We start from the raw sequence: 23,367 nt of genomic DNA on the forward strand, positions 1-23,367 counted from the left end.
CCTTCGCCCGACGGGACGGTACGTCTTCGTTGGAGGACCCACGCGACGATTCGTGACCGCACTCCTCGCGGGCCCAATGCTCTCTATGACGGGCGAACAACGGTTCCGTACCTTCATGCTCAACCCCACCCAGGAGGATTTAGCATTCGTGATGGAGCTCCTCGAATCCGGTGATATCGAGGCCGTCATCGACCGGCAGTATCACTTGGGCGAGGTGCCAGCGGCCATTCAAGATATCGAAGCAGGTCGTGCTACCGGAAAAGTCGTCGTCGTGTAGACATTCGAGGTTCACGTGGTAACTGTCCTTACTGGGGTTACCTGAATTGGAAAAACAGAGAGCTCATTCGGTGGTCTCGTGGAATTGGACGACGAGCTGCTCTGTGGTCAGTCCGTAGACAGTCATCTCTCGACCTTTTTCCGAGTACCACGTTTCAATCGGCGTGATGAGTTCCGCGTCGCAGAGTCGATCAAGATGGTATGAGACGTTCTGTACTGATTGATCGACTGACTCGGCGATCTCCGATGTGGTTCTGGGTTCTGATTTGAGCGTCCCCAAAATCGCTTGCGCTGTCTCTGAAGAAAGAACTTTCAGCACGTCTGTCGGTGTATTTCGGTTTACGGTGATATTAGTTTGTTCGCGTGGAGCGTGATTGACTGGGGGTTGGTGTGGAAGGGCGCTTGCCATAGGTTAGGTGATTTCTGGTTGGTTACGTTTGGTTTGTTCGGTACACTCCGAATAAACGAATCAAACAATTTAATGCTTGCGAAATCCACAAGAAAAGTATGACTCAACAAACTTCCCATCAGGTAGAAGAGAAATCAAGTATCTATGAATGAGGACGATCGTACCGTTGCACGCGAGCGTATCATTGAGTCGATGGAGCAGTCGGCCGAGGTTTACGGTCTCAGCCGGAGTGCAGGCCGTATCTATGGCGTTTTATACTTTTCTAAAGAACCACTCTCGATCCCGGATCTCGTGGAAGAAACCGGTTACGCGAAATCGACAATCAGCAACGTCACCCGAACGTTAACGCGGATCGGGCTCATCCACCGTCGTTCCTCTGAAGGGGGTGGACGACGTGTTCAGTATTCGGCTGAGCGCGAGATCTGGTTCATTCTGCAGGACGTGTTCCAACAGTACGTCCAACGGGAGATCCAAACGACGCTCCGAACGATTCAACGTGCGCAAGCACAACTACCCGAGGATAGCGAAACCGAGACTGAACAGATTGAAAAACTACAACAAACCTATGAAGATCTGCAGGAAATCGTCACCCTCGCATCAAGTTTCACTGCCGCAGAACTCCGCGAAGCCCTCGAATCCTACGATCGGTAGTTACCAGTACACAGTGTATACACAGGTATCGTCTCCCTCACGACGACACGTCTTTCCTGTTTCCTCAATAAAGACGAACGCATCAACGGATGCGTACTGCCTGGCAACACCACGGATGAGTCCTCGGTCGAATAAGCAGGGATACGGGTTATAACATATAATTTCGCCGGTTCGGTTATCGGTCTGTTCGAACTCGTAGTAACCGATCTCACCACCCCGATGATTCTGTTGATAGGCGTTATCGATTGACTGCAGCCCCTGAGAAACGGTATCGAAATCATTCGGCCACATGGCGACTTCCGGAAGTTGTTCGCCAAGCCGATCGAGGACGTGCGGCTGGAGTTCTTCAGCGATCGTCTCGAATGCATTCAACCACGTTTGTTGAGGATACCATTCATCGGGTTCGGGGTCGGTAATCCCTTCAGTAGCAAGCGCTTGGATCGCTCGTTCCTGATACGCTTCGGAGAAGCGCCCCATTGCCTCTTCGACGATTGATAATACTGTTTGACCCTTCACCTCTACGCCCTGGTCAAACGCTTCATACGTGGCCATTATACGTACCATCAATTGGATCAGGAAAGTAACTTCGATGTAGGGCTTCCAACAAAACAGCTTGGCATCCCAGTTGCCTGCCCTGCAGAAGGAGTAGCATCACGCGTCAAGGTCAGAGTTCTCCTCTAGGAACGGAAGGGTTCTAGCACCCGTTGAGCGAGACGTTTCCCATTCGATCGAATGAACGCAATCCCTCCAAGCTGTGACTCATCAAGTGCATAGCGAACTGTGTCATCTGGTCCCTCACTGGTCACTTGATAGATGAGGCCTTCATCAGAGGCGATCTCTACTGCTTCTTCGACGCGGGATATTGTGAGATCACAACTCTCAGCCAACTCGTCGATGGTTTTCGGTCCGGTCTTCAGTTCCTCTGTGATGAGGTGAGTATGGTTCAATACTAGCATCACATCGCTGGAACTCATCTCGTCGGCTGTCGAGCCAGTATATTTGCCACGGGTATCGTTGCGTGCATCAGCGAGAAAATAGACACCACCAAGAAACATTAGCACCGGGAACCAAGCTGGGCCACTACTATTAGCGGTAACTGTCAGTTCGTAGGCGAGCCATCCGACACTAGCGAGTGAGACGAACCCTCCGATTCCGAGTTGGATCCAGCGATCAGCAACAGATGGTGTCTCTCGAAGAACTGCTACAGCTTCGAGAACGGCAAGACCGACCGTGGCACCGATCACGACGTCAAGTTCGCGTGTCACTCCATAGATGATTACTAAGAACGCAGCCAACGAGAGGATGTGGCGAACTGTGAGCCGTTCGCCGGCAGTTCGAACAGTATCAGGGACCATACATCACGGATTCTGACGCTCATATTTAATGTATGAGCAGCGACAGAATCGACGGCGAAAGCAAGGTGTCTGGAAACCAAGCAAATATCCCTACCCGGATTCGGCGTGAACTCGGGATCGACGACAGCGATCAGCTCCGTTGGCATCTCGAGGACGACGGAAGCATACGGGTCCAAGTCATCCAACAGCAAACAGGCACGTTCGCCGACTTCGACGGCTACGCTGGTGAGGAATCGACCGATGTAACGAGCGATCACGACGCCTGAGGCATCGACGTCGAGTAAATGCCTCGTTCACTCATCGATACGACAGTCCTCTTTGCCGCCGCATACCAGCGGGATGGATCTCATAATGCCGCGCTTACCGTGCTGCACGGCATCGACGATGGAACGCTCCCAGAGGCAGTCGTCCTCGACTACGTTCTCGCAGAAACCCTCAACGGCCTCACGACCCACGCCGGCCACGACACAGCCATAGATCTCCTCGATCGCATCGAAGAAAACGACCGCTTCCACATCGACTCACTCACCACCGACGCCCTCGCGACAGGAAAGGCCCTCTTTCGCCAACCCGAACCCTCTCCTTCGTTGACGCCTGCAGTGTCGCGTATATGCAAACCGAGGAGTTCGGCTACCAGTATACGTTTGACGACGGTTTTGACGCTGTCGAGGATGTCTATGGGCTCGATACAGTAACGAATCCTCTACGATCCGAACTGACGCTGGCTGACACCACAGCTGGCGACGACGTTCGGTCTCAGCAGAGTCAGACCTCCTAGTGGCCGTCGGCCGCCCGACGAGACCACGGTCACGAGACTGCTTGAGGACGCGGTTGACCGTGTTGCGGTGATTGTCGCTCCGGTTGGCGATCTCGGAGACGGTTCGCTGCTGGTCGATGTAGTACAACACCTCGAGTGCCTTGGCGGTCAGAAGCTCGAGGAAGTCGATGTGGGAGTGCTGGCCGAAGAGGACCCGGTAGAGTTCGACCGCCGGGAGGACGAGCGAAAGCAGTACCACGAACCCGAACGCCCCGAGGTCGGCCAAGACCTCCGTGCCGATATCGATGGGACGGTTCGTCACGCCGAGGGCCAGAGCCGCCCCAGCCGTGAGTAGGTCGAAGACTGGCCAGAACAGGAGGACGACTAGCCACCACTTCGGGGCGATCCGTCAAACGTCGACCAGTCGTCGACCGATGTCGCGGACGCGTTCCGTGCCGCCCGTGAGCCAGGCCATCGTCACGCCAGCGATTAGCGGGCTCGCTCGTTGTCCAGGGGCACAACTTCCCCGACGCATCGGTCGCGGGGATCGTCGTGATGACCGGCTGGACGGTCGCTGCCTCCTCGCTGTTCACCTACCTGACCGTCCGTGCGAGATCTGTCCTCGCCACGACGCTGCTCCGCGGTTCGTTCAACGCTGTGGCGTCGGTTTATCTGGTCTATCTCACCGGTCCGGGCAACCTCCTCGTGGGGCCGGTCGGCATCGCCGGAATCGGTGCCGCACTGCTCGCTATTGCTGTCTGCGCCGTCCACGACCGATACGTGGCGGCCCACAAATGACGTCAGGTGGACCACTCGAACCGTGGTAGTGACCGGCGACAAGGGAGTTGGTCGGATAACTGCTAGACACTGGCTACTGGACACATTGCCTATGTCGGTTGAGAAAGTCAATGGGCTAGGAACCGATCCGACGGTCCAGGGTCGAGGAAGTGTGTAGCATCGACTGATTCGTTTGTCCTCTCCGCCGAGAACTACCCTGCAGGTTTACCCCACCATCACACGTACACAGAGATATGGATGAATCGGCCTCACACGGACGTTCACAGGGCGATATCGAGAAGACGTCCGACGGTATCGGACGTTGGTGGGTGTATCTCGCCGTCGCGGTGGGAGGAACGTGGCTCTTCTGGCTGCCGGCCATCGCTCTGGGCCTGCGGTTCGACAGCGCCATCGGGCTCGTATTACTCCTCGTCGGTCTCGCTGTCCCTGGCGTGGTCGGTATCGCGTTCGTCTATCTCGTCTACGACGAACGCGGACAGGCCGACTTCTGGAACCGCGTCGTCAATCCCCGGCGCGTCGGACTCCGATGGTTCGTGGTGATCCTGCTGGTGCCCCTAGGTATCGGTATTCTCGCCGGCATCGCGGACCTCCTCCTCGGCGGAACCGGGCTGGCGTGGGGCGAAGGCGTCACCGAATTCGGTGTGAACCCCCTCGCAATCCTTCCGGCGTTGTTCTTCGCGACCTTGCCTCCGATCCTCGAAGAGCTGGGATGGCGAGGGTACGCACTCGACCGGCTGCAACTGAAGCGGTCGGCGGCGAGCGCGAGCTTGATTCTGGGGGTCGTCTGGGCCCTCTGGCACCTTCCCCTGTTCTTTATCGAGGGGTCGTTTCAACACGACGCGGTCGGGTTCGCGACCACGGGCTTCTGGCTGTTTATGGCCGGGGTCGTCGCGCTCTCGTTCGCGTTCACGTGGATCTACAACAACACGGAACGCAGCATCCTCGGCATCGTCGTCCTGCACGGGTGGGTGAACTTCACCGCCGAGACCATCGTGGTTCCGGACCCGGCCTACTACGGGCTCTGGTTCGTGCTCGCCGGGGTGATCGTCGCGGTCTGGGGCGCGAAGACTATGACGGCCGCCGCCGAGGTTCCCCACCCCCCGCTCCCCTCCAGCCCGTAGGGGGGCTGCCGGGCTCGCTCACGTGATCACATACTTCCACCTACTTCGAGTCCCTGAGCTCCGGATCGGAGATTCGGTAGCCGATATCGACCGCGAGTCCGGCGAGCGATCGGCATTGTTTCGGCCACTACACGGGTAGATCAACGGAGGGGAACGCGGGAGGCCGTCCCCGTGGAAACGACGTTACCGCTGGCTTTCGGACGGTCTGGTCGAGACCTCCACGTCGGAGAGGCGCTCGGGACCGTAGGCTGCGACGATAGCCAGCGCGGCGAGGAGGAAGACGACCGCGTAGAGCGCGTTCGGCAGTTCCGTCTGGAGTGCAGCGCCGCCGCCGGCGAGGTAGAGAATCCCGCCCGTGTTCACCGACGCGTGGAGCACCATCGGCAGCAGGACGCTCCCGCCGGTCTCGTTGTAGAGCCACGTGAACACGACCGAGAGGGCGACGACCGCCAGGCCGTAGTAGTACACCGGAACGCCGGCCTGTGAGGACCCCGAGATCAAGAACAGGGGGAGGTGCCAGGCGAACCAGCACACGCCGATGAGGAGGCTCGCGACGGCCGCCGAGTACGACCGCTGGAGGCGTGGGAGTGCGAACCCGCGCCACCCGAGTTCCTCGTTGCCACCGCCGACGAGGAACACCTGGAGGAACAGAACCGGATAGAGCACCAACGTGCTCATCGATTCGGGGTCGAACCGGCCATCGAAAACGATGATGTGTATGGCACTCGCGGTGACGACTGCAACGGCGGGAAAGAGCAGAGCGAACGCCCAGTAGCGGAGCGACACGTTCCACCGGAGGAGCTGGCCTGCCCACTCGCGGACGCTGTCACCGATGGCCCACGTGACGAGGGCTGCGGCGACGAGCGGGCCGAACCCCCCGAGCATAATGAACACCATCGTTTGGAGGTCGTCTACGAGGATCAGCGGCGACCACGTCACCCACCACTCCGCAAAGACCAGTGGCGACCACGCCGTCCACGAGAGGACGTACGCGACCACGAAAAACGTCGCGACGGGATGTTCGCTGATTCGTCCGCGGATGTCGAGGACCATAGTGGGATGATGTATCTATTTTCATATGAACGCTGTTTAGATTCCCCTATGACGAGAATCGACGATCACGCTCGACGCGACCGCAGGAAGAAAGCGGCCACCCCTACGAACGCTCGGCAGTTGACGGCCCGCTTCCACTGATGGCGCACCATCAGTAGAACTCGTCCAGAACTGCAGTCTGAAGTCGACCGAAGACACGCGTCTGATCGATCGTTGAGAGGTTACTCAGTACCGCGATGGGGTACTCTGGATCGTCGTGGTGCATAGCGATCGCCGAAGAAATCGAACCGACAGGCGACGAGATGCCGACGGCATCGCCACCCGTCGTCGGAATCGAACTACAGTTCCTCGTACGGCTGGACGACCACGAAGCCGTCCGTCCCCTCGAAGTTCATCTGGTACCGCTCCCCGGACTCCTGGCCGACCATATCCGAGAGACTGCGGTTCACCTGGACGTTCGGGGAGGTGTCGCTCCAAGCGACCGTTGCGCTCGGATCGGTCGCGACGGGCGGTTCCAGCACGATGGGATCCCCGTGAGTGGTGATCGCCACGTATCCGGGACCCTGGAGGAAGACGTTCGTGAACCCGCCGGCGAACGAACCGGCGAGACTATCGATCGTGCTGATCTCGTAGTTCACGTCGGAGTCGAATGCAAGGACGTCTTCGCCGTTGACCGTGATCGAATCCTCGGCTCCGAGTTCGAGCACCTGGACCTTCTTCTGACTGTCGGCGAGGTAGACGTGTCCGCTTCCTTCGACCTCCATCACGGGCGTGCCTTCGCCGGTTGCGGCTTCCTTGAGAAAGCCGGTGATCCCGCCCTCGGCGGAGGCACGGCCGGTAAACGAGAGATCACCGGTAAATGCGACCATCGATCCGGCTTTCGCCATCACCGACCCGTCGACCGCCACGTCGAGGGTATAGCTGTTTTCCAGTTGGAACGGTTCGTCTGACTCCGTGGGGACGTGTTGGGACTTGAACTCTTGGACGTTCATCGTGGTACTGAGTCGGTTCAGGGCGACTCGGATCACAGTTCACGCTTCGCTTAAATGAAAGTACGGGTCTGTCTCGACGACCCGTCGACTTGCGCCCAACGACGTCCGGTCCGTGAATTGTTTTCCGTTTCACTGGGTCGCCTAATCGGAGAATTAAACCACGAGATCCAGGAAATCAATGCATTCATTAGATTCATCCATAGAATACATTAATGGAATACATTCACCGCGTGTGTTCATTAGGTACATTCACTGCTTGTGAGGTTTGTCTATCCTCAGTGTGCAGCGGCGTTCTACCCACGAAATCAACCAACTGATCCAGGTCATCCCACACAACCATTGTTTGTATCCGTTACCAACCTTCATTAAACACATCCATTACTTGTGTTGCTTGGCTGTATTCATTCTATACATTCATTAGTTGTGTTCATTGATATTGTTTTTTGGTTGTAGTCGTTAGATACAGCACATACATCAAATCATTTCACCATCTGGGGAACGAATCCAGCGAACATTCAAGGTGGAGGAATCCGTTGAACACGACAATGCTCGCGTACTCCACCTACAGTGAGGCCGGCGGGGTCGGAAAGACCACGACGGCGGCGAACCTCGCGGTCGCACACGCCAGGGCGGGACTCGACCCGCTGGTCGTTCCGCTGGACCCCCAGGACGGCGACCTCTCGCGCCTGTTCGGCGTCGACGACGACCGAACCGAACCGGTCGACAACCTCGTCAGACACTTGATTCGGCGACCGAAAGGGGACTTCGGGGACTTGATTCGGACCGTCGAAGGAGTCGACATCATCCCCGAACACAATATGCTCTCGGACCTCGCAGAGTACCTCCAGCGGGAGAAGGAACAGGCCGAAGCGATGGGAGAGGCCTTCGGCGTCCACGCACAACTCTTGCGAGTCCTCCGGGAAGCGGGGGTCCCCGATCAGTACGACGTGTTGATCTGTGATCCGCCGGCGACGGAGGGACCACACCTGTACAACGCGATCAACGCCACCCGATCGCTCGTCATTCCGATCGAACCGAGCGCGAAGGGGCAGGCCGCCGTCGAAGGGCTAGAGGAACTCGTCGCGGGCTTCGAAGAGCAACTCGACGTCGAGGTCGGCGTCCTCGCCGCGATCCCGATGGGGTTCAAGAACACGCGGGATCAGCGATCGATACTCGAGGCGATCGAGTATCCGATCCCGGAAGTCGTCGGCGAGCGAGCGTCGCTGATGGAGGGTTGCTGGATGCAACAGTGCTCGGCGTTCGAGTACGTTCGTGAACACCGCGACCGGCGACGCGACTACGAGATCGAGACCTTGGCGCAGTTCGATCGGTTAGCCAGACATTTAGAACGAGAGGTCGGACTCGAGGCACCGAACCCCCCTGAACCGGGCGACGTCGACCACGAGGTGATGACCGCATGACGGGGATGAAACAAGGCGCCGGGGAGAACCCCTTCGCGGACGACAACGAGACGCCGGAGGAACCGGCCGCCGACGAGGAGACCGACGACCAGACGTCAGAGGCGGACGACCAGTCCGCGTCGCGACAGCCGATGCAGATTCCGTACAAGTTTCGGCGCGACGGGGTCCAGGACGGGCGGAGTCGCGTCCCGCTCTTTCTCCAGCCGGAGACGAAGACCGCAGAGCGGGAGGCGCTCCGAGATCTCGAGGACCACTTCGACGACGACGTCTCCCTGACCGACCTCCGGGAGGCGCTCGTGATGGTCGGCCTCCAGCACCGCGGAGCGGTCGAGGAACAACTGGAGGAGTGGGGGTACGGAATGACGTTCGAGTAGTCGTTTACAGCTCATAAATCATTATTTGCTATATCGAGCGGCATCATTGGAAGTTGAGACTACACCGGGGATAGCGGGACTGTGATGCGTGGTTTCAACCGAATCCGCGATCAGAAACTGCTTCGGATCGTCTCTCAAGCGCCCTCTCCTATCATACGTTCAACTATACCAGGGGATTTCTGGGAGTGCCGACAGCGTTGCCACTCAGAAAATCGGCGTTAGCCCGGACTGAGTAGCTATCTACCCGATCCCGGTCTCCTTCTTCAGCAGCGTGAGTGTATTGTCGGCCGTCACGATCGGCGAATGCTCGTACTCGTCGGTCAATGCGACCTGCACGAGCAGATCCACGGCTCGCCAGATCGAGTACAGCAGACACGCGAACACGAAGTAGAAGAACCGCAGTGCAAAATCCTTCGACGTCGTGGCGGCCATGAACCGCTTGATCGACCTGTAGCCGCTCTCGATTTCCCACCGGTAGCCATACTCAGTAAGGTGGCCACTCCCTCTATTCGTCATGAACACTGAGTACTGCCGGTGATCGTCATGCTCGGAGTTCTCTTTCCGGCGGTAGATGAGCGTCGTCTCGTGCCACTCGTTCTTGCCGAGGTGCAGCTTCCGGTCGGTCTCGTACCGATTCTGATCCCGTCGGAGCAATCGCTTGGCCTGGGCCTTCTCGCTCGTCTGCATCCGCTTTGGAACGACATACGACAGCCCACGCTGACTGATCATCTCCAGGACGTGCTGGCTGTCGAATTCCCGGTCCATCAGCACGTTATCGACGTGGACGAGCTCTTCAGCCGAATCGAGCAAGTCCTCAACGATCTCCTTGCGTGACTCCCCTTTTCGTACCGGGCGGGCATCAAGGACGAGCGGAACTGCATTGCCGACCAACTGCACCGTCGCCCACTGGTAGGCGTACTCGTCGGTCTTCTCTTTCGTCCCGATGATCTCGTCCTCATGGCCCGTTCTATCTCCCGTGAAGGGATCTGCTTCGGTGATGTCGATCGCGATGATCCCGGCTCGGAAGAACTCCTCCGTCTCCGCGACTTCTTCCAGCAGTTGAGTCACCGCCTGTCGGTACATCTGGCGAATCTGTGCGATCGACAGGTCACGAAGATGCTCTCGGTGGGCATGTCCTAGCGGTGTCCGGTCACGCGTCGACTCGTAGACGAAGCTGCGAGCCCCCTCGTTGGCAGCCAGCCCCTCGCGAAGTCCGAGATACGTTTGTAAGTCCCAGTACGCGTTCTCGTGGATCTCACAGCCCTCGCCACGGTCCAGCGAGAATGCTGGAAAGACAACGCGACTGACGTGATCGCTGATCTTCGCTGCTTCTTCCAAAACAGTCTGGTCGTTCCGATCGGTCTCAACAGACTCGTCGTCATGGTACTGGAGCTTCTGTTCCGGGTCACGGGGAACCGCGACACCTGCGTTCTGGGCTTTGATGAGGATCGTTCGAGCCGCCGTCTCGACTGTCTCACAGAGGTCGGCACTGAAGCGCTTGTTCCAACTCCGCCAGAGTGTGGACTGATCGGGGATGGTATCGAACCCGAGCGAGCGACGGGTTTCTGAGTGCTGCCGGAGATGGTCGACGACCGCTGTTTCGTGGTCCCAGCCGTACACTTCTTTCAGCAGGAATGCCCTGAAGAGCTGTGGCATCTCATATCGAGTTGGACCGGAATATTGGTCGTGAGGATTGAACTCCACGTAGGAAAGTGGATACTGACAGACGAACGCCTCGACCGAGTCGTGAGCGCTGTGTTCGAACCAGATTCCCGAGACGGTCCGGAAATCCTCACTGAGCGCCGTCAGTGAGCTCTGGTCGTACAGTGGAGTCGACTCGTACGCTGGCCAGTCAACGTGCTGACGGCGGGCGATTCGTCGGAAGACACTGCGTTGAGACTCGTAAGTCGCAACCACTGCCGAAAGGTAGCCCAGACACATTCAAGAGTTCGTCTACAAAAACTCGCGACTCTGCGCTCACCATTCGGGAAGGTCCCAGTACCGTCGTTGAGATGGCCGACCCTTGCGGCGCCCGTGCCAACGCCCGGTTCGATGAGATCGAGGGGACGTTTCATCGTACTGGATTCGACGGTTCCGAGCGCGATTCTGGATCGGTCGAGAGCGTTGAGGGGCCGGAGACGAACACCAGCGCGACCGAGATTAGTCCGAGCCCGACAATCAAGACAGCCAGTGACTGATTGCCGGTTTCAAGCAATCCCGACCACCCGAGTGCGCCGTTAAATGCACCATGAGCGAGGACTACGACCGGGACGCTACCGCCAGCACTGTTGAATAGCCACGCGAATATGATTGCGAGCGTTAGGCCCATCACGGCAAACGGAACGAACGAGAACTCCGACTGGGACGTTCCCGGAAGTACGAACAGCGGGAGATGCCACACCACCCACATGACCGCGACGATACCGCTTGCGACAAGCGCGTTATGCCGTTTCTGAAGACGCGCCTGGGCGAACCCGCGCCACCCGGGTTCTTCGAGTCCACCGAGCACGAGGCCGATCAAGATGGCACCAGGAAGGGTGGTGAGTGGGTGGAGTCCAGTGAGTCGAAACTGACCGTCGGAGAGTACCGAGTCAATGGCGACGAGGGTGACGAGACCGACGAGTGGGCCCCCAATCGAGACAACATACCAGACAGGTGAGACACGCCAGCGGAACAAACGGTCTCGGAACCCGTCAAACGAACCGACGAGCAGGGCGACGATCACTCCTGCAACTAGCGGCCCCAATCCGCCGATCAGGAACAGAAGGGTACCGACGGGTCCCATCGGGTCGGGTTGGAGGTACTGCAACCCCCACGCCACCCAAGAAAACGTGTACGCGGTGGCAGCGTACGCGGGGATCGGGTACCGGCGCGCGAACGTCGAAATCCGGGACATGAGTTGTTCACCCAGCGACCGGTGGTCGGAAGTCGCTCGTTCGATGGTCGTGTGCCCACCGGTAGTATCCCCAGACCCCGATTGCGACAGGGCCAGCCACGGCGAGGAGCAAAAGGAACTGGATATCTGCCGATCCCTCGGAAGCATACCGAACGTTAGCCACGATCGGCGCGAAGTTGTACGCACCGTGCAGCAGTCCGACAAATATCACGTTCCGGGTCGTCTCGTAGAGGACTCCAAAGACGAGCCCTGCCACGAGCAACAGAAGGAGATTCACGGGGAGCTGGGAGACATCGAGTCCGGCGACTAAGAGTCGCTGCGGGACGTGCCAGAGGGCAAACAACACTGCGGCGACGACGATCGCGAGGGCTTTCCTGAAGCGGCTCTGTCCACCGCCGAGGAGCGCAATCAGTTTGGTTTGCAGGTAGGCTCGGGCGACCAGTTCCTCGGCGATTCCAACGAAGACCCAGTTGATGAGGGCATATACGATGATCAAGATGGGTGTTAGATCTGAGTAGCTCCACGAGAGCTGGCCCCCGGTTACGACTGCGACCAAGAGGAGAAGCACGTTCAGCACGATGATGATGCCGGCGAACCAGACCGTCCCCGACCGAGCGTGCGGCCACGAGAAGCCGACGCCCCGAGCACGGATGCCTTCCAAGCGGAGGACGCCGTACCCGACACCCAGCATGATCGCCCCGGGAAACACGTTGAGGACGACCCGCCACGGATCGGTCGATGACAACCCGAACACTTGCTGGAGTGTCGGTGTGACGTAGGCGGTCCAGCCAGCGAGGAAGATCGCCATGAACGCGATAAACGCCCCCAGAAGCGTGAGCCCGCCTCGGAACGCGAGAGGTTCGACGTTGTGTGAATCCAGACCAGTGTTTTTCATCAGAAACACCCCCACTAACGTGCTTATTGCTCTCTCGGAGTGCCCGATTCACGGCTCGTCGACTGTGCGTTCGAGTAGAGGTACGCGCCCACGTAGCCGCCGACCGCGCTCAATCCGATGATCCAGGCGAACAGCAGCGGGAACATGACCAACAGGATAATGGCGAGTTCCACGCCTCCGGGAACCCCCAGCGCCGATGGCTGCAAAAGGAAGAGCCCGAAGCCCAGAACGAGCACGAGGAGTATCGGGACAACCGCAATCCCGCCGGAGATGGCACCGGTCTTCGCACCGCGCTTCGGAGGTACCTTCTGTAGATAGCCCGCAATCCCCCCACCGAGCAGTGCGGAGAAGCCCGTGAACGAGAGGACGATCGTTACCACTGCGCCGATGGCTGCATTCTTGAGTTCGCTTCGTTCGACCATGCTAGATGATCGAACTGGCAACAAAATAGAGTGCACTCCCTGTTCCAGTGGGCTGAGAACCACCTTCTGAACTAATATAATTTGGATTTACATATCCATACGTGATGGCCTCGAATCCCGCCTCCAGCCAGTCATCGGGAGCCGCTGAGTCTACGCTCTCTACGACCATTCGGCGAAGCCTCGGTGCTCCTCTCCAGGTACAGACGTACAAGAACCTCCTGTATCTCGCCCTCGCGTTCCCGCTCGGACTCGTGTACTTCGTCAGTCTCGTCTTCGGCGTGGCGCTCGGCGTGGGGTTGCTTATCACGTGGATCGGGCTGCCGATTCTCCTCGTGACGCTCTTTGCTGCGACGGCTGTCGCTGGCTTCGAAGCCGCGCTGGCCAGATATCTCGGTGACGTGAACGCCTCGGTACCGACGTTCCTCGCAGAGTTCGATGTCTCTGACGGACTCGTCTTCCCGGGGAACGGGTTCGTCGACGCTGTCAAACGACTCGTAACGGCCCGGACAACCTGGACGAGTGTCGTCCTCGTCCTCGCGAAGTTCGGGTTCGGACTGCTCTCGTTCGTCGCACTCACCGTCAGTGGTGCGGTTACGGGTGCGTTCCTGGCAGCCCCGTTCATCTACGACGATCCGGACGTGGTCCTCGGGATCAGTGGGATGGTCGTCGACGGCGACTACACCGTTGGGCCGTGGGTCGTCGACACGTTCCCGGAGGCACTCGTGGCTTCCGTCGTCGGTGTCGTGTTCCTGTTTGTCGCGCTCAACCTCCTGAACAGCCTCGCCCGATTCCACGCCCGGTACACCGCCAACCTCCTCCAGGTAGACGACGAGGGGTTGTGAACTATCATGCGTAGTCTACATTCGGTTCGCAAGCGGATTGAGGAGCATCGGGTCCTCGCGTTCTTCGTCGGTGCCTACGCGATCACCTGGGGGATCTGGTTTCCGGTACTGACTGCGATCGATCGAGGGTGGATGGCGTATAACACGACCGCTATCCTCGTGCTCGTCGCCGGGAGTTTCGGACCGCCCATCTCGGCCGCCATCGTGACGTACCTGACTGGCGGGAGCCTGAAGAGCTGGTTCTCACAGGCACTTCGGTGGCGCGTCGCACCGCGCTGGTGGCTCGCCGCACTCGGCCTCCCGCTGGTTCTGTACGCCCTCATGGCAGGGGTCCACCTCCTGCTCGGTGGAGAATTGAACTGGGGCGAGGTCAATCCGCTCGCGTCCATCCCGCTGGCGTATCTGAACATCTTCATCTGGGGCGGGGGCAACGAGGAACTCGGCTGGCGGGGGTTCGCGCTTCCCTACCTGCAAGAGCGATACAGCGCCCTCGTCTCGAGTCTCATCATCGGCGTCGTCTGGGCTGTCTGGCACGCACCTGCTGGTATCATCGAACGCGGCGTCACCGGCTGGGCGGTCGACCTGCCCATCTACGCGGTCATCGTGATCGGCATCTCGATCGTCGCGACCCTGCTGTACAATAGCACCAGGGGCAGCGTCCTGCTCACGATGGTGTTCCACGCCGGCGTGAACGCAGGACAGGGACTCTACCCCGTCGAGGGGATATTCACGCCGACCGGCGAACTCGCCCGCTTCGTGGCGTGGGCGGTCCTCGTCGGCGTGCTCTTGCTGGCGTTCGGCTGGCGGAGCCTCGCTCGTGGTGACGTCGCCGGCGCCGCACAGGCGGGGGCACGTCATGTCCCGGATGGCGACGAAGCGAGACGCCCACACCTGACGGACTAACACCATGACACTATATTCCACCTCCCGATCCGCCGACGGGGAATCGTCGATCGAGTTCGAGCGACGGTTGGGACCACCGGCGCTGTTGCTCGGTGTGACGGGGCTGATCATCGTGGTCGTCCCACTCGCGATTTACCCACACCTCGAGAGCCGGTTCGGCTTCTTCGTCGTCCTGTCGGCGACGTTCGCCGTCATCGCTGGGGTAGGCTGGATCGCTCTCCGGCTCGACGGGGTCACCGCTCGGGCCGTGGGGCTCGGTCGGGAGCACATCCTCCCGGGCGTACTCGCCGTCCTCGGGCTCTACGTGCTGCTCAACGCCGTCGGTGCCGGAACGGTGTTGGTCTCCGGTGAGGCCATCAGCATCGAACTCTCGGACGAATACGCGTCGGCCGGGATGTGGGCTGTCGCCGGGATCGCGTATCTCGCGTTCAACGGGATGGCCGAGGAATTCGCGTTCCGGGGCTACCTCCAGAACAAGGTCATCGCGCTATTCGGTGGCAGTAACAATCGAATCAGAAAGGCCGGCGCGATCTTCGCCGGTGTGTTGCTGTTTGCCCTCATCCACATCCCCCAGCGGGTCTTGATCGGCGGCGTCACGTCGCCGGTTGCCATCGCCCAGTCGTTACTGGGGATCGTCCTTCTGGGGCTCGTCCTCGGGGTGCTCTACGAGTACACACGCAACGTCGTGTTCGTCGGCGTCCTGCACGGGACGTTCAACTGGCAGCCGATCGTCGTGGCAGGGGCCCCAGTTTCCGAACTCGCGTTGGTCGTGGGCATTCCGGTTCTCGTCCTCACGGCATGGTACTACCGGCGGTGGGCGAGCGGGAAGAACGCCCCCGAGTTCTCCCCGCAACGGCAACTAGGGGTGAGTCGATGACCACCTGGCAGGACGGAGCGCTGAGGATTGGGGCATGGAGGGAACCGTCGTCCACTCGTTCGGCAGCGCATCGCGTATCGCACGGCAAGATGCTTCGCAGTTTCACCATCACCTCATGAATTCAACCCACACTCACGACACACCGACGTCCGAAGAAGTGCATACTGCTCGCCGGGGGCTCCTCCTCTATTTCGGTGTGGTCCTCCTGGTATCGGTCCCGCTCCTGTATCTGATCATCAGTGCTGGGACCCCCATCGAACAGCAACTCGAGTACATCCTCCCACTCATGTGGACGCCAGCAATCGCCTCGGTCGTCGCACGCGTCGGAAACGGCGAGGGGTTCGATGACCTGTCGTTTCGACTGAGGCGTCGCCAGGTGGTCGTTCGGGTACTCCAGGCGATACTGTTCCCGTTTGTCGTCGGCGCCATCGCGTACGGTGCAGCCTGGGGAGTCGGTCTCGTCGAGTTTGCTGCTCCGGTAGGAACGTCGGACCCGCTGTCGGCATTCGCTGGCGATCTGCTCTTTGCCGCGACGATCGGAGCTGTCGTCGGTGTTATCTCAGCAGCAGGCGAGGAGATCGGATGGCGGGGATACATGACCTCTCGGCTGGTCACCGCCGGGGTACCAGCCCCGATTCTGACGGGGGGCGTTCTATGGGGCTGCTGGCACGTCCCCGCGATTCTGACTGGACAGTACGCTGCGGGACGCTCCCGGATGCTCTCGGCGGTCTTGTTCGTCGTCGTGGCCGTGTCACTGACAGTGCTCTGGTCGGCGTGGACGCTGGAAACCGGGAGTATCTGGCCGGCGATACTGGGTCACTCCGCGTGGAATGCCGTCATTCAGGGGCCGTTCGACACGTTTTCGAGCGGCGCGCTGGCGACGACGTGGGTCGGCGAGTCCGGACTACTTGTCGTCGCTGCGACGATCATCGTCGTCATCGTATTCCTCTCCGATCGAGTTGCCAATCGACTTGGGTTCTCGTGGAGTCTCTCTCACTGAGCCCATCGCTTCCGTCTAACAGCACGTGGAGACTATGATTCCGAATCCCGGAAGCGTACTCACGAGCAGCGAATCCGGGACGCAGTCAGACACGTCCGTTTCGATCCGTCGCCGAACGAGTGAGGAGAGGATTCCGGGCTTAGTCGCTTGCGGTACCCGTCGTCTGTGGCCGGAAGTCCGTCGGCCGGGCGTCCTTGGCCCACCGCCGGTAGAGCAGAAGGGCGACGATGATCAGTGGATAGACCAGCACCCAGAGATCGGTCATCGGCTCCCCGGCCTCGCCGACCACGAAGATCGGGTTGAGGTCGAACGTGCCGTGGAGGAGCCCGACGAACACGAGATTTCGGCTGAGTTCGTAGAGCGTTCCGAGGACGACCGTATAAACCGTTATAGCCAGAAGTGACAGGAGTATCTCCGGACCCACAATCCCTCTGACGACAACCATCTGCGGGATGTGCCAGAGCGCGAAGAGCACGGAGGCACCCAGGATGCCGACCGCCATGTGGACGCGGTCGGTTCCGCCACCGAGCATGGCAACGACCTTGTTCTGGAGGTAGCCCCGGAAGGCGAACTCCTCGGCGATGCCGACGAAGATCCACAGCGTGACTGCCATCCCGACGACTTGGCTGGCTGGAGCACCCACGGGGAGTCCGTTCGTCGGACTCGCGGGCAACCCCAGCGCCACCGCATCGCCGCGGAACGCTAGGAGCGCGTACGAAACAACATTGATGACGAGCCAGATGGCGACAACCAGGACGACGCCCGAGACGACGCGTTCACGATCAAGTCCGATGTCCGCTGCAGAGACCCCCTCCCAGCGGAGCACTCCCCATGCAAACACCGCGACACTCGTGATCGCCGTTGCGGTAAAGAGCCTGCTCCAGAACGGCGTCCGTGGCAACCGCGGATCGGCCAGGAGGAACAGCACAGGCACGGCAAGCGTGGAAACGAGAAAGAACACGAGAACAGGCCGGAGTGAGGGCGAAAACGACAGTTGTGTAGCTGTCGATGGCTCGTTCCAGGTGCTGCTGGGGGAGTCTGTCAGTGAGTTATCCAGGGAGGTCATATCCAGAGATAGTGTAGCTTCGCTACTAAATCGCGGCTACAGGTCCCGACTTCTGAGAACACGATACGGAGAGGTACCATTCGGCAGGCCGCGTCTACATGAACATCGGGTCCGCACTCTCGGATGGTTCCTTTCGAGATCGGCAAGCAGTGGTATCGAGAAGTCGTTGTATGTCCGCAATTTCAGAGATACGGTGCGATACCACTGTATACGCCGACCAAGATGATCGCGTCGTAGAGTCCGTGAATGAGGATCGGGATCAGCAGATTCTCTGTGTACTCGTAGACAGCCCCGATGATGGCTCCGATGACCACGATGAGCCCGAGATTGAACAGAACACCGGGCGCGAGGAGACTCACGTTTCCGAGGAGGTAGTTGGGTATGTGCACTGCGGCAAACAGGAGTGACGCGAGGGCGATTGCCCCGGTGGGCCCGAAAGCGCGACGCAATCGGCCCTGAATCGCACCACGATAGAAGAGTTCTTCGCCCGGACCGACGAAGACGATCGCGACGACTGCCATCGCAAGGAGCACCCACGGCTCTGCAGCCCCGGCTTGAGCGAGCGCGTCAGGTGGGTTCTCGAGTCCTGTCGCTGAATAGACGAGGGTCTGTAGTCCATATACGACGAACATCATGACGAGCCCTCCAACCAGCCACTGGACGCCGTTCTTCGAGGGCTTACGGAACGGAATCCCGTCGAGCCGGCGAGTCAGATACACTGCCCCGATACCGATCAGTGCGAGTTGATTGAAGACCACGATTACGACGATCGCCGTCGGGTCAGCGAGCGTGAGTCCGACCGCGGACAGAGTTGCTGCGCCGATAACACCAGTAAGCAGCGATTGGCCCACGATGGCAACGAACAGGAGTCCGAGCGCGACGAGCACAGCGAGAAGTCGAGGGTCAAACCGTTGGAATCGACCTTCTCTGTGTGGTTCGGTGGTGCTTTCAGTGGACATATATGAACATATGTTATAATATCCGTAAAGTATCAGGATCAATCTCGGCGGCTGGGAACGGAGTACCTACGCGGCCCTCTCGGATGGACACTGACACGACTAGAGAACAGATCGCGGTCCCACTTGTTCAGTAGGACTACTGGTGGCCTCCGGACCGTGCTCATTACGGGGATCCCACACGACGAAGACGACTCCTGCTTGAGGCGGCGGTTCAAACAGCCATCCGTCTGATGGCAGATGATGGGATGGCTACCACTAGACCTGACCACAAGGAAGTCGAAGACCGTATGCATTGAGACGGCCAGTCTCAACTACCAGCATCATCGGAGAAATGAGGGTTACTTTCGCAATGCATAGGCGTTGAGAGTAATTTCCACCCGAGGAACGCATTTCGGTTTCGACTCTCCCCCATAGCCTGTAACGCCTGGTCCGTGTTCACTCGGACCAATGTCCCGACTGAACATAGCGGGCACGAGACGTCCTTCGGTTAGCAGATTACTCGGAGGCGGTCGCCGAACAAGTCGGAGTGGAATACGTCTCGCGTGATTCTCGTCGACAATGCAACCAGTGGCGCAGCCTGTATGGAGTCACATCCCGACTCGAAAATCGTGTCACGGGCTTCGTCAGCCTGAGTGCAGGGGTTCCGGAACTTGAACGTTGAGATGGATGAACACGTCTGCTACTTCCTATCCGCACTGTCTCACCGTTAGGTTACGATTCCTTAGATAACAAGAAGCACACTCGCCTTTCGAATGCATTTGCCCTTGAGGCTTGCAGGCTCGTGTCGATGGTGCTCGAGTCCTGGGCCGGCTCTTCTCCTCGTGGGAACTGTCCATCTACCCACGGACGGTTCCGTTGAACGTCGGTACGCAACGTTGGGGGGGACAACTACTTCACCGGGAGTGAACCCAAATTCTATGTAATCATCCAAGCAACCCTTCGAGTAAGAACAAATAAATGAATGCTGTCTTGGTCTCTCTCTCTTCGAGCGCCGGATGGCCGCTACAGCTACTTCCTGTGCAACTGCCGGTTTCGCTCGACGTGGCTGTCGTACTGGCGATCATCGCCGTCGTCTTCGTCCTCTTCGTTACCCAGCCGGTTCCGATCGACGCCACCGCTGTCGGCCTCGTTGTCGCCCTCGTCCTCCTCGGCGAGTGGACCGGCGTGTCGCCGGAGCAGGGGGTCTCAGGATTCTCGAACCCCGCGACGCTCACCGTACTAGCGATGTTCGTTCTGAGCGAAGGCGTCCGACGGACCGGCGTCATCCAGATCCTCACGCGGAAGCTGATCGCATTTGCCGGGGACGACGAGTTCCGGCAGTTGCTCGCCACCGTCACACTCTCCGGCCCGCCGGGCGGGGTTGTCAGCAACGTCTCGGTCGTCGCCGTCTTGATACCCGCGATAATGAACCTCGCCCGGCAGACGAAGACGTCGCCCTCGAAGCTCCTGATACCACTGTCGTTCGCCTCGATGCTCGGTGGCATGCTCACCGTCGTCGGAACGATAACGAACCTCCTGGCGAGCGAGGTGTGGGTCCAGGTCGGGGGTCCCGACGCAGAGCCGTTTGCCCTGCTCGAGTTCACGCACCTGGGCGCTATCGTCTTGCTCGTGGGAATCGTGTACTTGCTCACCGTCGGCCGATACCTCACTCCGGCACGGATCGAGCCGGCGGAGTCGCCCACCGACGCGTTCGGCATGACCGACTACCTCACCGACGTCGTCGTCATGGAGGACTCGCCGCTCGTCGGTTCCTGGGTCGGGGAACTGAGCGAGCGGGACCTCGATCTCGACGTGTTCCAGATCGTTCGTGGCAACCGGACGCTCGCGCGGGGACTCGGATCGGAACGGGTCCAGGCCGGCGACGTCCTCTCCGTCAGGGCCGACCAGGAAACTCTCCAGGAGGTCATCGAGCAAGACCATCTACAGCTGTTACCGGAGGTCATAGAGGCGGCCGCCGAAGACGATGCCCCCCTTCCACCCGGCTTCTCGCCACGCCGTCACGGCTGGGAGCCGCCCGAAGCGGAGCGCAGCGACTCTCTCACCGAGGACGAGTCTTCTAGTGAAGACACCGAGGAGGACGGCGACGAGACCGTCGAGGAGGGCTCCGACGAGGAGATCGAACTCACCGAAGTCGTGCTATTGCCGGGGCCCTGGTCGAGTCGGCGCAGCGGTGTCGCAGACTTCGAGCGCGACTACGACGTGACAGTGCTGGCGATCCGGCGCGGCGACGAGGTGATCCGCCAGCGCCTCCGAGAGGTCCGGTTACAGGCCGGCGACGTCATCCTCGTCCAGGCGCCCGACCAAGTGCTCGATCGTATCGCGCGGGACACGAACGTCGCGGTCGCGGGCGAGGACAGATGGGAGGACTTCGACCGTTCGAAGATCCCCATCGCGCTGGGGATCCTCGCCGGTGCCCTCGGACTCGCGGCACTCGACGTCCTCACGCTCATGGTGAGTGCGCTGACGGGCGTCGCGGCGATGTTCTTCACCGGCATCCTCACACCCGAGGAGGCGTACGAGGCCGTCGACTGGGAAGTAATCTTCATGGTGGCGGGTGTCATTCCGCTCGGCATCGCGGTCGAGGCCTCGGGCACGGCGGACCTCATCGCCGATCTCGTCGTTTCCGTCAGCGTTCTCCTTCCCGTGATCGCGGTCCTGGGGCTGTTCTACCTGGGGACTGCGGTCATCACGGAGATGGTCAGCAACTCCGCCAGCGTCGTGTTATTGCTGCCGATCGGGGTCGAGGTTGCCGGCCAACTCGGTGCCAACCCCTTCGCGTTCGTAATGGCCGTGACCTTCGCGGCCAGCACCCCGCTACTGACCCCCGTCGGCTATCAGACGAACCTCATGGTCTACGGCCCAGGTGGGTACAAATTCACAGATTTCGCACGCGTCGGCGCACCGTTACAACTGATACTGACTCTCGTTACGACTGCTGGCATCGCATTTTTCTGGGGTCTGTAACTTGAGTACGGACGTTCGGCTGCTTGTGTCCTTGGGAGCGAGATGTCGGTTCTGCCACTGCGCGACTTCGCCGAGAGTGGTTTTATGATACAGGACGGTCGTGCATTGCTATGGACCTCGACGCACTCGTCGGAGACAGCTGTGAGCGCGACTGGCAAACGGTCACCCCCCAGTCCGTAGACGAAGTCCGCTTTGCCGTCATCGGACTCGGGTGGTTCACGAAGGGGCGCGCGCTGCCGGCGCTGGAAGAGAGCGACCTGTGCGAGCCGTCGGTGTTGGTCAGCAGTTCGACCGAGAAGGCCGAGCGCGTCGCGGCCGACACCGAGGGCGCCTCGCGTGGAATCACGTACGACGAGTTCCACGACGGCGAGGCGCGAGATGCCTACGATGCTGTCTACGTCGTAACGCCCAACGCTCTCCACCTGGAGTACGTCGAAACCGCGGCGGATTTCGGAAAGGCAGTACTCTGTGAGAAGCCGATGGAGCGGGACAGCGAACGCGCCGCGAAACTCCGCGACGTCGCGGCCGACGCGGGCATCGAACTCATGATCGCCTACCGGATGCAGACCGAACCGACCGTCCGACGGGCTCGCGAACTCATCGAGACCGGCTACGTCGGCGAACCGATGTCCGTCACCGGTAATATGTCTCAGCCCTTGCTCGAACGGATCGATGCCGATCCGAACCAGTGGCGACTGGACGAATCGCTGGCCGGCGGCGGTGCGCTTTTCGACATCGGCATCTATCCGCTGAACACCGCGCGATTCCTACTCGACGAGGACCCGGTCGCAGTGACCGGGAACGTCTCTAGGACGCACGAGGCGTTCGACGAGGTCGAGGAGACGGTCGCGTTCTCCGTGGAGTTCCCCGACGAGGTGTACGCCCAGTGTTACGCCAGTCACAACGCGCGGCAGTCCTCGGGGATCACCGTCACGGGCACGGAAGGACAGGTCCGTATCGAACCGGCGTTTTTCCAGGATCAGTCCCGGCAACTTCACGTCTCCCGTGGCGACGGCCGCGCGTCGATAACCGTAACGCCGGTCGACCAGATGTTAGAGGAGTTCGACTACTTCGCCGACCGCCTCCGCGGGACGGCAACGCTCTCCCCCGATGGCGACCACGGACTCGTCGACATGCGGACGATGGAGGCGGTGTACGAGGCCGCCGAATCGGATCGCTGGATCACGATGGAGTGAACGGGGGCGCGCGTCGAGACACCCCTCCGCAGGGAGGCGGGTGAACACGGTTCACGGCAGGGAAAGAATATACACACGACGGCGACGAGAGCGTCCTATGCCCGGTCGTTCGACATCCGCGAGGCCGCTCCAGTTCCTCG

General features: G+C 60.0%; 25 protein-coding genes and 2 pseudogenes. 15 read left to right on the plus strand and 12 right to left on the minus strand.

Annotated features, from left to right (window positions below; all coding sequences use genetic code 11):
• On the plus strand, positions 1–277 hold a 277-nt coding region (locus NO360_RS14465; protein ID WP_256308548.1), incomplete at its 5' end, for a zinc-binding dehydrogenase.
• Positions 278–340: 63 nt separating this feature from the next.
• Here NO360_RS14465 and NO360_RS14470 read toward each other — a convergent pair.
• Positions 341–685: an ArsR/SmtB family transcription factor gene (locus tag NO360_RS14470; RefSeq protein WP_256308549.1), complete on the minus strand. Its 345-nt coding sequence runs from the start codon at positions 683–685 to the stop codon at positions 341–343.
• A gap of 144 nt (positions 686–829) precedes the next feature.
• Here NO360_RS14470 and NO360_RS14475 point away from each other — a divergent pair, with 144 nt between their 5' ends.
• Positions 830–1,336, plus strand: coding sequence for a GbsR/MarR family transcriptional regulator (locus NO360_RS14475; protein WP_256308550.1), 507 nt, complete (start codon positions 830–832; stop codon positions 1,334–1,336).
• On the opposite strand, the gene NO360_RS14480 is transcribed toward NO360_RS14475, so the two are convergent.
• Positions 1,337–1,888 (minus strand): hypothetical protein, encoded by a 552-nt coding sequence (locus NO360_RS14480; RefSeq protein ID WP_256308551.1) that lies wholly within the window; start codon positions 1,886–1,888, stop codon positions 1,337–1,339.
• 125 nt (positions 1,889–2,013) lie between these two features.
• The gene (locus NO360_RS14485; protein ID WP_256308552.1) at positions 2,014–2,691 is read right to left on the minus strand and encodes a hypothetical protein; all 678 of its coding nucleotides are present in this window, start codon (positions 2,689–2,691) and stop codon (positions 2,014–2,016) included.
• A 32-nt stretch (positions 2,692–2,723) separates the two neighbouring features.
• Here NO360_RS14485 and NO360_RS14490 point away from each other — a divergent pair, with 32 nt between their 5' ends.
• Together NO360_RS14490 and NO360_RS14495 are read left to right on the plus strand one after the other, a co-directional pair.
• Positions 2,724–2,957, plus strand: coding sequence for an AbrB/MazE/SpoVT family DNA-binding domain-containing protein (locus tag NO360_RS14490; protein ID WP_256308553.1), 234 nt, complete (start codon positions 2,724–2,726; stop codon positions 2,955–2,957).
• 18 nt (positions 2,958–2,975) lie between these two features.
• A pseudogene (locus NO360_RS14495) lies at positions 2,976–3,410 on the plus strand (PIN domain-containing protein).
• A 72-nt stretch (positions 3,411–3,482) separates the two neighbouring features.
• Here NO360_RS14495 and NO360_RS14500 read toward each other — a convergent pair.
• A pseudogene (locus tag NO360_RS14500) lies at positions 3,483–3,680 on the minus strand (transcriptional regulator TrmB); the annotation flags it as partial.
• Between NO360_RS14500 and NO360_RS14505 the strand changes: the two are divergent.
• From NO360_RS14505 to NO360_RS14515, 3 genes are all read left to right on the plus strand, one after another.
• Positions 3,639–3,803: a hypothetical protein gene (locus tag NO360_RS14505; protein WP_256308554.1), complete on the plus strand. Its 165-nt coding sequence runs from the start codon at positions 3,639–3,641 to the stop codon at positions 3,801–3,803. The pseudogene NO360_RS14500 and the gene NO360_RS14505 sit on opposite strands and share 42 nt — an antisense overlap.
• Before the next feature lie 200 nt (positions 3,804–4,003).
• A complete protein-coding gene (locus tag NO360_RS14510; RefSeq protein ID WP_256308555.1) occupies positions 4,004–4,246 on the plus strand; it encodes a hypothetical protein in 243 nt (80 codons plus the stop codon).
• Between the two features lie 233 nt (positions 4,247–4,479).
• Complete coding sequence (locus NO360_RS14515) at positions 4,480–5,367, plus strand: type II CAAX endopeptidase family protein (protein WP_256308556.1); 888 nt, start codon at positions 4,480–4,482, stop codon at positions 5,365–5,367.
• 183 nt (positions 5,368–5,550) lie between these two features.
• On the opposite strand, the gene NO360_RS14520 is transcribed toward NO360_RS14515, so the two are convergent.
• Together NO360_RS14520 and NO360_RS14525 are read right to left on the minus strand one after the other, a co-directional pair.
• On the minus strand, positions 5,551–6,420 hold the full coding sequence (locus tag NO360_RS14520; RefSeq protein ID WP_256308557.1) for a CPBP family intramembrane glutamic endopeptidase: 870 nt from the start codon (positions 6,418–6,420) through the stop codon (positions 5,551–5,553).
• A gap of 338 nt (positions 6,421–6,758) precedes the next feature.
• Complete coding sequence (locus NO360_RS14525) at positions 6,759–7,412, minus strand: AIM24 family protein (protein ID WP_256308558.1); 654 nt, start codon at positions 7,410–7,412, stop codon at positions 6,759–6,761.
• Between the two features lie 545 nt (positions 7,413–7,957).
• On the opposite strand from NO360_RS14525, the gene NO360_RS14530 reads away from it, so the two are divergent.
• Together NO360_RS14530 and NO360_RS14535 are read left to right on the plus strand one after the other, a co-directional pair.
• Positions 7,958–8,833, plus strand: a complete 876-nt coding sequence (locus NO360_RS14530) for a ParA family protein (protein WP_256308559.1) — start codon at positions 7,958–7,960, stop codon at positions 8,831–8,833.
• The gene (locus NO360_RS14535) at positions 8,830–9,207 is read left to right on the plus strand and encodes a DUF7970 domain-containing protein (protein WP_256308560.1); all 378 of its coding nucleotides are present in this window, start codon (positions 8,830–8,832) and stop codon (positions 9,205–9,207) included. The genes NO360_RS14530 and NO360_RS14535 overlap by 4 nt, the downstream gene beginning before the upstream one ends.
• A 240-nt stretch (positions 9,208–9,447) precedes the next feature.
• Here NO360_RS14535 and NO360_RS14540 read toward each other — a convergent pair whose 3' ends face one another.
• The 4 genes from NO360_RS14540 to NO360_RS14555 all read right to left on the minus strand — a co-directional run bounded on the left by NO360_RS14540 (position 9,448) and on the right by NO360_RS14555 (position 13,420).
• Entirely contained in the window at positions 9,448–11,148 is a 1,701-nt protein-coding gene (locus tag NO360_RS14540) for a transposase (protein WP_390282130.1), read from the minus strand.
• 130 nt (positions 11,149–11,278) lie between these two features.
• Complete coding sequence (locus tag NO360_RS14545) at positions 11,279–12,103, minus strand: CPBP family intramembrane glutamic endopeptidase (protein ID WP_256308562.1); 825 nt, start codon at positions 12,101–12,103, stop codon at positions 11,279–11,281.
• 7 nt (positions 12,104–12,110) lie between these two features.
• On the minus strand, positions 12,111–12,911 hold the full coding sequence (locus tag NO360_RS14550; RefSeq protein ID WP_256308563.1) for a CPBP family intramembrane glutamic endopeptidase: 801 nt from the start codon (positions 12,909–12,911) through the stop codon (positions 12,111–12,113).
• 110 nt (positions 12,912–13,021) lie between these two features.
• Positions 13,022–13,420, minus strand: a complete 399-nt coding sequence (locus tag NO360_RS14555; RefSeq protein ID WP_256308564.1) for a DUF5518 domain-containing protein — start codon at positions 13,418–13,420, stop codon at positions 13,022–13,024.
• A 104-nt stretch (positions 13,421–13,524) separates the two neighbouring features.
• On the opposite strand from NO360_RS14555, the gene NO360_RS14560 reads away from it, so the two are divergent.
• The 4 genes from NO360_RS14560 to NO360_RS14575 all read left to right on the plus strand — a co-directional run bounded on the left by NO360_RS14560 (position 13,525) and on the right by NO360_RS14575 (position 17,042).
• Positions 13,525–14,262 carry a sensor domain-containing protein gene (locus NO360_RS14560; RefSeq protein WP_256308565.1) on the plus strand — a complete coding sequence of 246 codons (738 nt, stop codon included), beginning with the start codon at positions 13,525–13,527 and terminating at the stop codon, positions 14,260–14,262.
• A gap of 6 nt (positions 14,263–14,268) precedes the next feature.
• Positions 14,269–15,165, plus strand: coding sequence for a CPBP family intramembrane glutamic endopeptidase (locus NO360_RS14565; protein WP_256308566.1), 897 nt, complete (start codon positions 14,269–14,271; stop codon positions 15,163–15,165).
• Between the two features lie 4 nt (positions 15,166–15,169).
• On the plus strand, positions 15,170–16,042 hold the full coding sequence (locus NO360_RS14570; RefSeq protein ID WP_256308567.1) for a CPBP family intramembrane glutamic endopeptidase: 873 nt from the start codon (positions 15,170–15,172) through the stop codon (positions 16,040–16,042).
• Between the two features lie 157 nt (positions 16,043–16,199).
• The gene (locus NO360_RS14575) at positions 16,200–17,042 is read left to right on the plus strand and encodes a CPBP family glutamic-type intramembrane protease (RefSeq protein ID WP_256308569.1); all 843 of its coding nucleotides are present in this window, start codon (positions 16,200–16,202) and stop codon (positions 17,040–17,042) included.
• 139 nt (positions 17,043–17,181) lie between these two features.
• Here the strand turns inward: NO360_RS14575 and NO360_RS14580 are convergent, their stop codons facing one another.
• Complete coding sequence (locus NO360_RS14580) at positions 17,182–18,108, minus strand: CPBP family intramembrane glutamic endopeptidase (RefSeq protein WP_256308570.1); 927 nt, start codon at positions 18,106–18,108, stop codon at positions 17,182–17,184.
• A gap of 182 nt (positions 18,109–18,290) precedes the next feature.
• Positions 18,291–18,995 (minus strand): CPBP family intramembrane glutamic endopeptidase, encoded by a 705-nt coding sequence (locus NO360_RS18990; protein WP_256308571.1) that lies wholly within the window; start codon positions 18,993–18,995, stop codon positions 18,291–18,293.
• 1,029 nt (positions 18,996–20,024) lie between these two features.
• Between NO360_RS18990 and NO360_RS14590 the strand changes: the two genes are divergently transcribed.
• Both NO360_RS14590 and gfo6 read left to right on the plus strand, forming a co-directional pair.
• Entirely contained in the window at positions 20,025–22,031 is a 2,007-nt protein-coding gene (locus tag NO360_RS14590; protein ID WP_256308572.1) for an SLC13 family permease, read from the plus strand.
• A gap of 110 nt (positions 22,032–22,141) precedes the next feature.
• Positions 22,142–23,227, plus strand: a complete 1,086-nt coding sequence (gfo6, locus tag NO360_RS14595; RefSeq protein ID WP_256308573.1) for a D-xylose 1-dehydrogenase Gfo6 — start codon at positions 22,142–22,144, stop codon at positions 23,225–23,227.
• Positions 23,228–23,367 lie beyond the last annotated feature (140 nt).

The organism is Halobellus litoreus (genome assembly GCF_024464595.1).
Classification (GTDB): domain Archaea; phylum Halobacteriota; class Halobacteria; order Halobacteriales; family Haloferacaceae; genus Haloquadratum; species Haloquadratum litoreum.

Excerpts from the sequence above, each read along its gene's own strand:
- NO360_RS14590 (WP_256308572.1), top strand. The coding sequence starts at position 20,025 with ATGAATGCTGTCTTGGTCTCTCTCTCTTCGAGCGCCGGATGGCCGCTA.
- NO360_RS14570 (WP_256308567.1), top strand. The coding sequence starts at position 15,170 with ATGACACTATATTCCACCTCCCGATCCGCCGACGGGGAATCGTCGATC.
- NO360_RS14535 (WP_256308560.1), top strand. The coding sequence starts at position 8,830 with ATGACGGGGATGAAACAAGGCGCCGGGGAGAACCCCTTCGCGGACGAC.
- NO360_RS14490 (WP_256308553.1), top strand. The coding sequence starts at position 2,724 with ATGAGCAGCGACAGAATCGACGGCGAAAGCAAGGTGTCTGGAAACCAA.
- NO360_RS14470 (WP_256308549.1), bottom strand. The coding sequence starts at position 685 with ATGGCAAGCGCCCTTCCACACCAACCCCCAGTCAATCACGCTCCACGC.
- NO360_RS14525 (WP_256308558.1), bottom strand. The coding sequence starts at position 7,412 with ATGAACGTCCAAGAGTTCAAGTCCCAACACGTCCCCACGGAGTCAGAC.
- NO360_RS14550 (WP_256308563.1), bottom strand. The coding sequence starts at position 12,911 with ATGGCGATCTTCCTCGCTGGCTGGACCGCCTACGTCACACCGACACTC.
- NO360_RS14475 (WP_256308550.1), top strand. The coding sequence starts at position 830 with ATGAATGAGGACGATCGTACCGTTGCACGCGAGCGTATCATTGAGTCG.
- NO360_RS14520 (WP_256308557.1), bottom strand. The coding sequence starts at position 6,420 with ATGGTCCTCGACATCCGCGGACGAATCAGCGAACATCCCGTCGCGACG.
- NO360_RS14565 (WP_256308566.1), top strand. The coding sequence starts at position 14,269 with ATGCGTAGTCTACATTCGGTTCGCAAGCGGATTGAGGAGCATCGGGTC.
- NO360_RS14480 (WP_256308551.1), bottom strand. The coding sequence starts at position 1,888 with ATGGCCACGTATGAAGCGTTTGACCAGGGCGTAGAGGTGAAGGGTCAA.
- NO360_RS14545 (WP_256308562.1), bottom strand. The coding sequence starts at position 12,103 with ATGTCCCGGATTTCGACGTTCGCGCGCCGGTACCCGATCCCCGCGTAC.
- NO360_RS14560 (WP_256308565.1), top strand. The coding sequence starts at position 13,525 with ATGGCCTCGAATCCCGCCTCCAGCCAGTCATCGGGAGCCGCTGAGTCT.
- NO360_RS14540 (WP_390282130.1), bottom strand. The coding sequence starts at position 11,148 with ATGTGTCTGGGCTACCTTTCGGCAGTGGTTGCGACTTACGAGTCTCAA.
- NO360_RS14555 (WP_256308564.1), bottom strand. The coding sequence starts at position 13,420 with ATGGTCGAACGAAGCGAACTCAAGAATGCAGCCATCGGCGCAGTGGTA.
- NO360_RS14515 (WP_256308556.1), top strand. The coding sequence starts at position 4,480 with ATGGATGAATCGGCCTCACACGGACGTTCACAGGGCGATATCGAGAAG.
- NO360_RS14530 (WP_256308559.1), top strand. The coding sequence starts at position 7,958 with ATGCTCGCGTACTCCACCTACAGTGAGGCCGGCGGGGTCGGAAAGACC.
- NO360_RS14580 (WP_256308570.1), bottom strand. The coding sequence starts at position 18,108 with ATGACCTCCCTGGATAACTCACTGACAGACTCCCCCAGCAGCACCTGG.
- NO360_RS14485 (WP_256308552.1), bottom strand. The coding sequence starts at position 2,691 with ATGGTCCCTGATACTGTTCGAACTGCCGGCGAACGGCTCACAGTTCGC.
- NO360_RS14510 (WP_256308555.1), top strand. The coding sequence starts at position 4,004 with ATGACCGGCTGGACGGTCGCTGCCTCCTCGCTGTTCACCTACCTGACC.
- gfo6 (WP_256308573.1), top strand. The coding sequence starts at position 22,142 with ATGGACCTCGACGCACTCGTCGGAGACAGCTGTGAGCGCGACTGGCAA.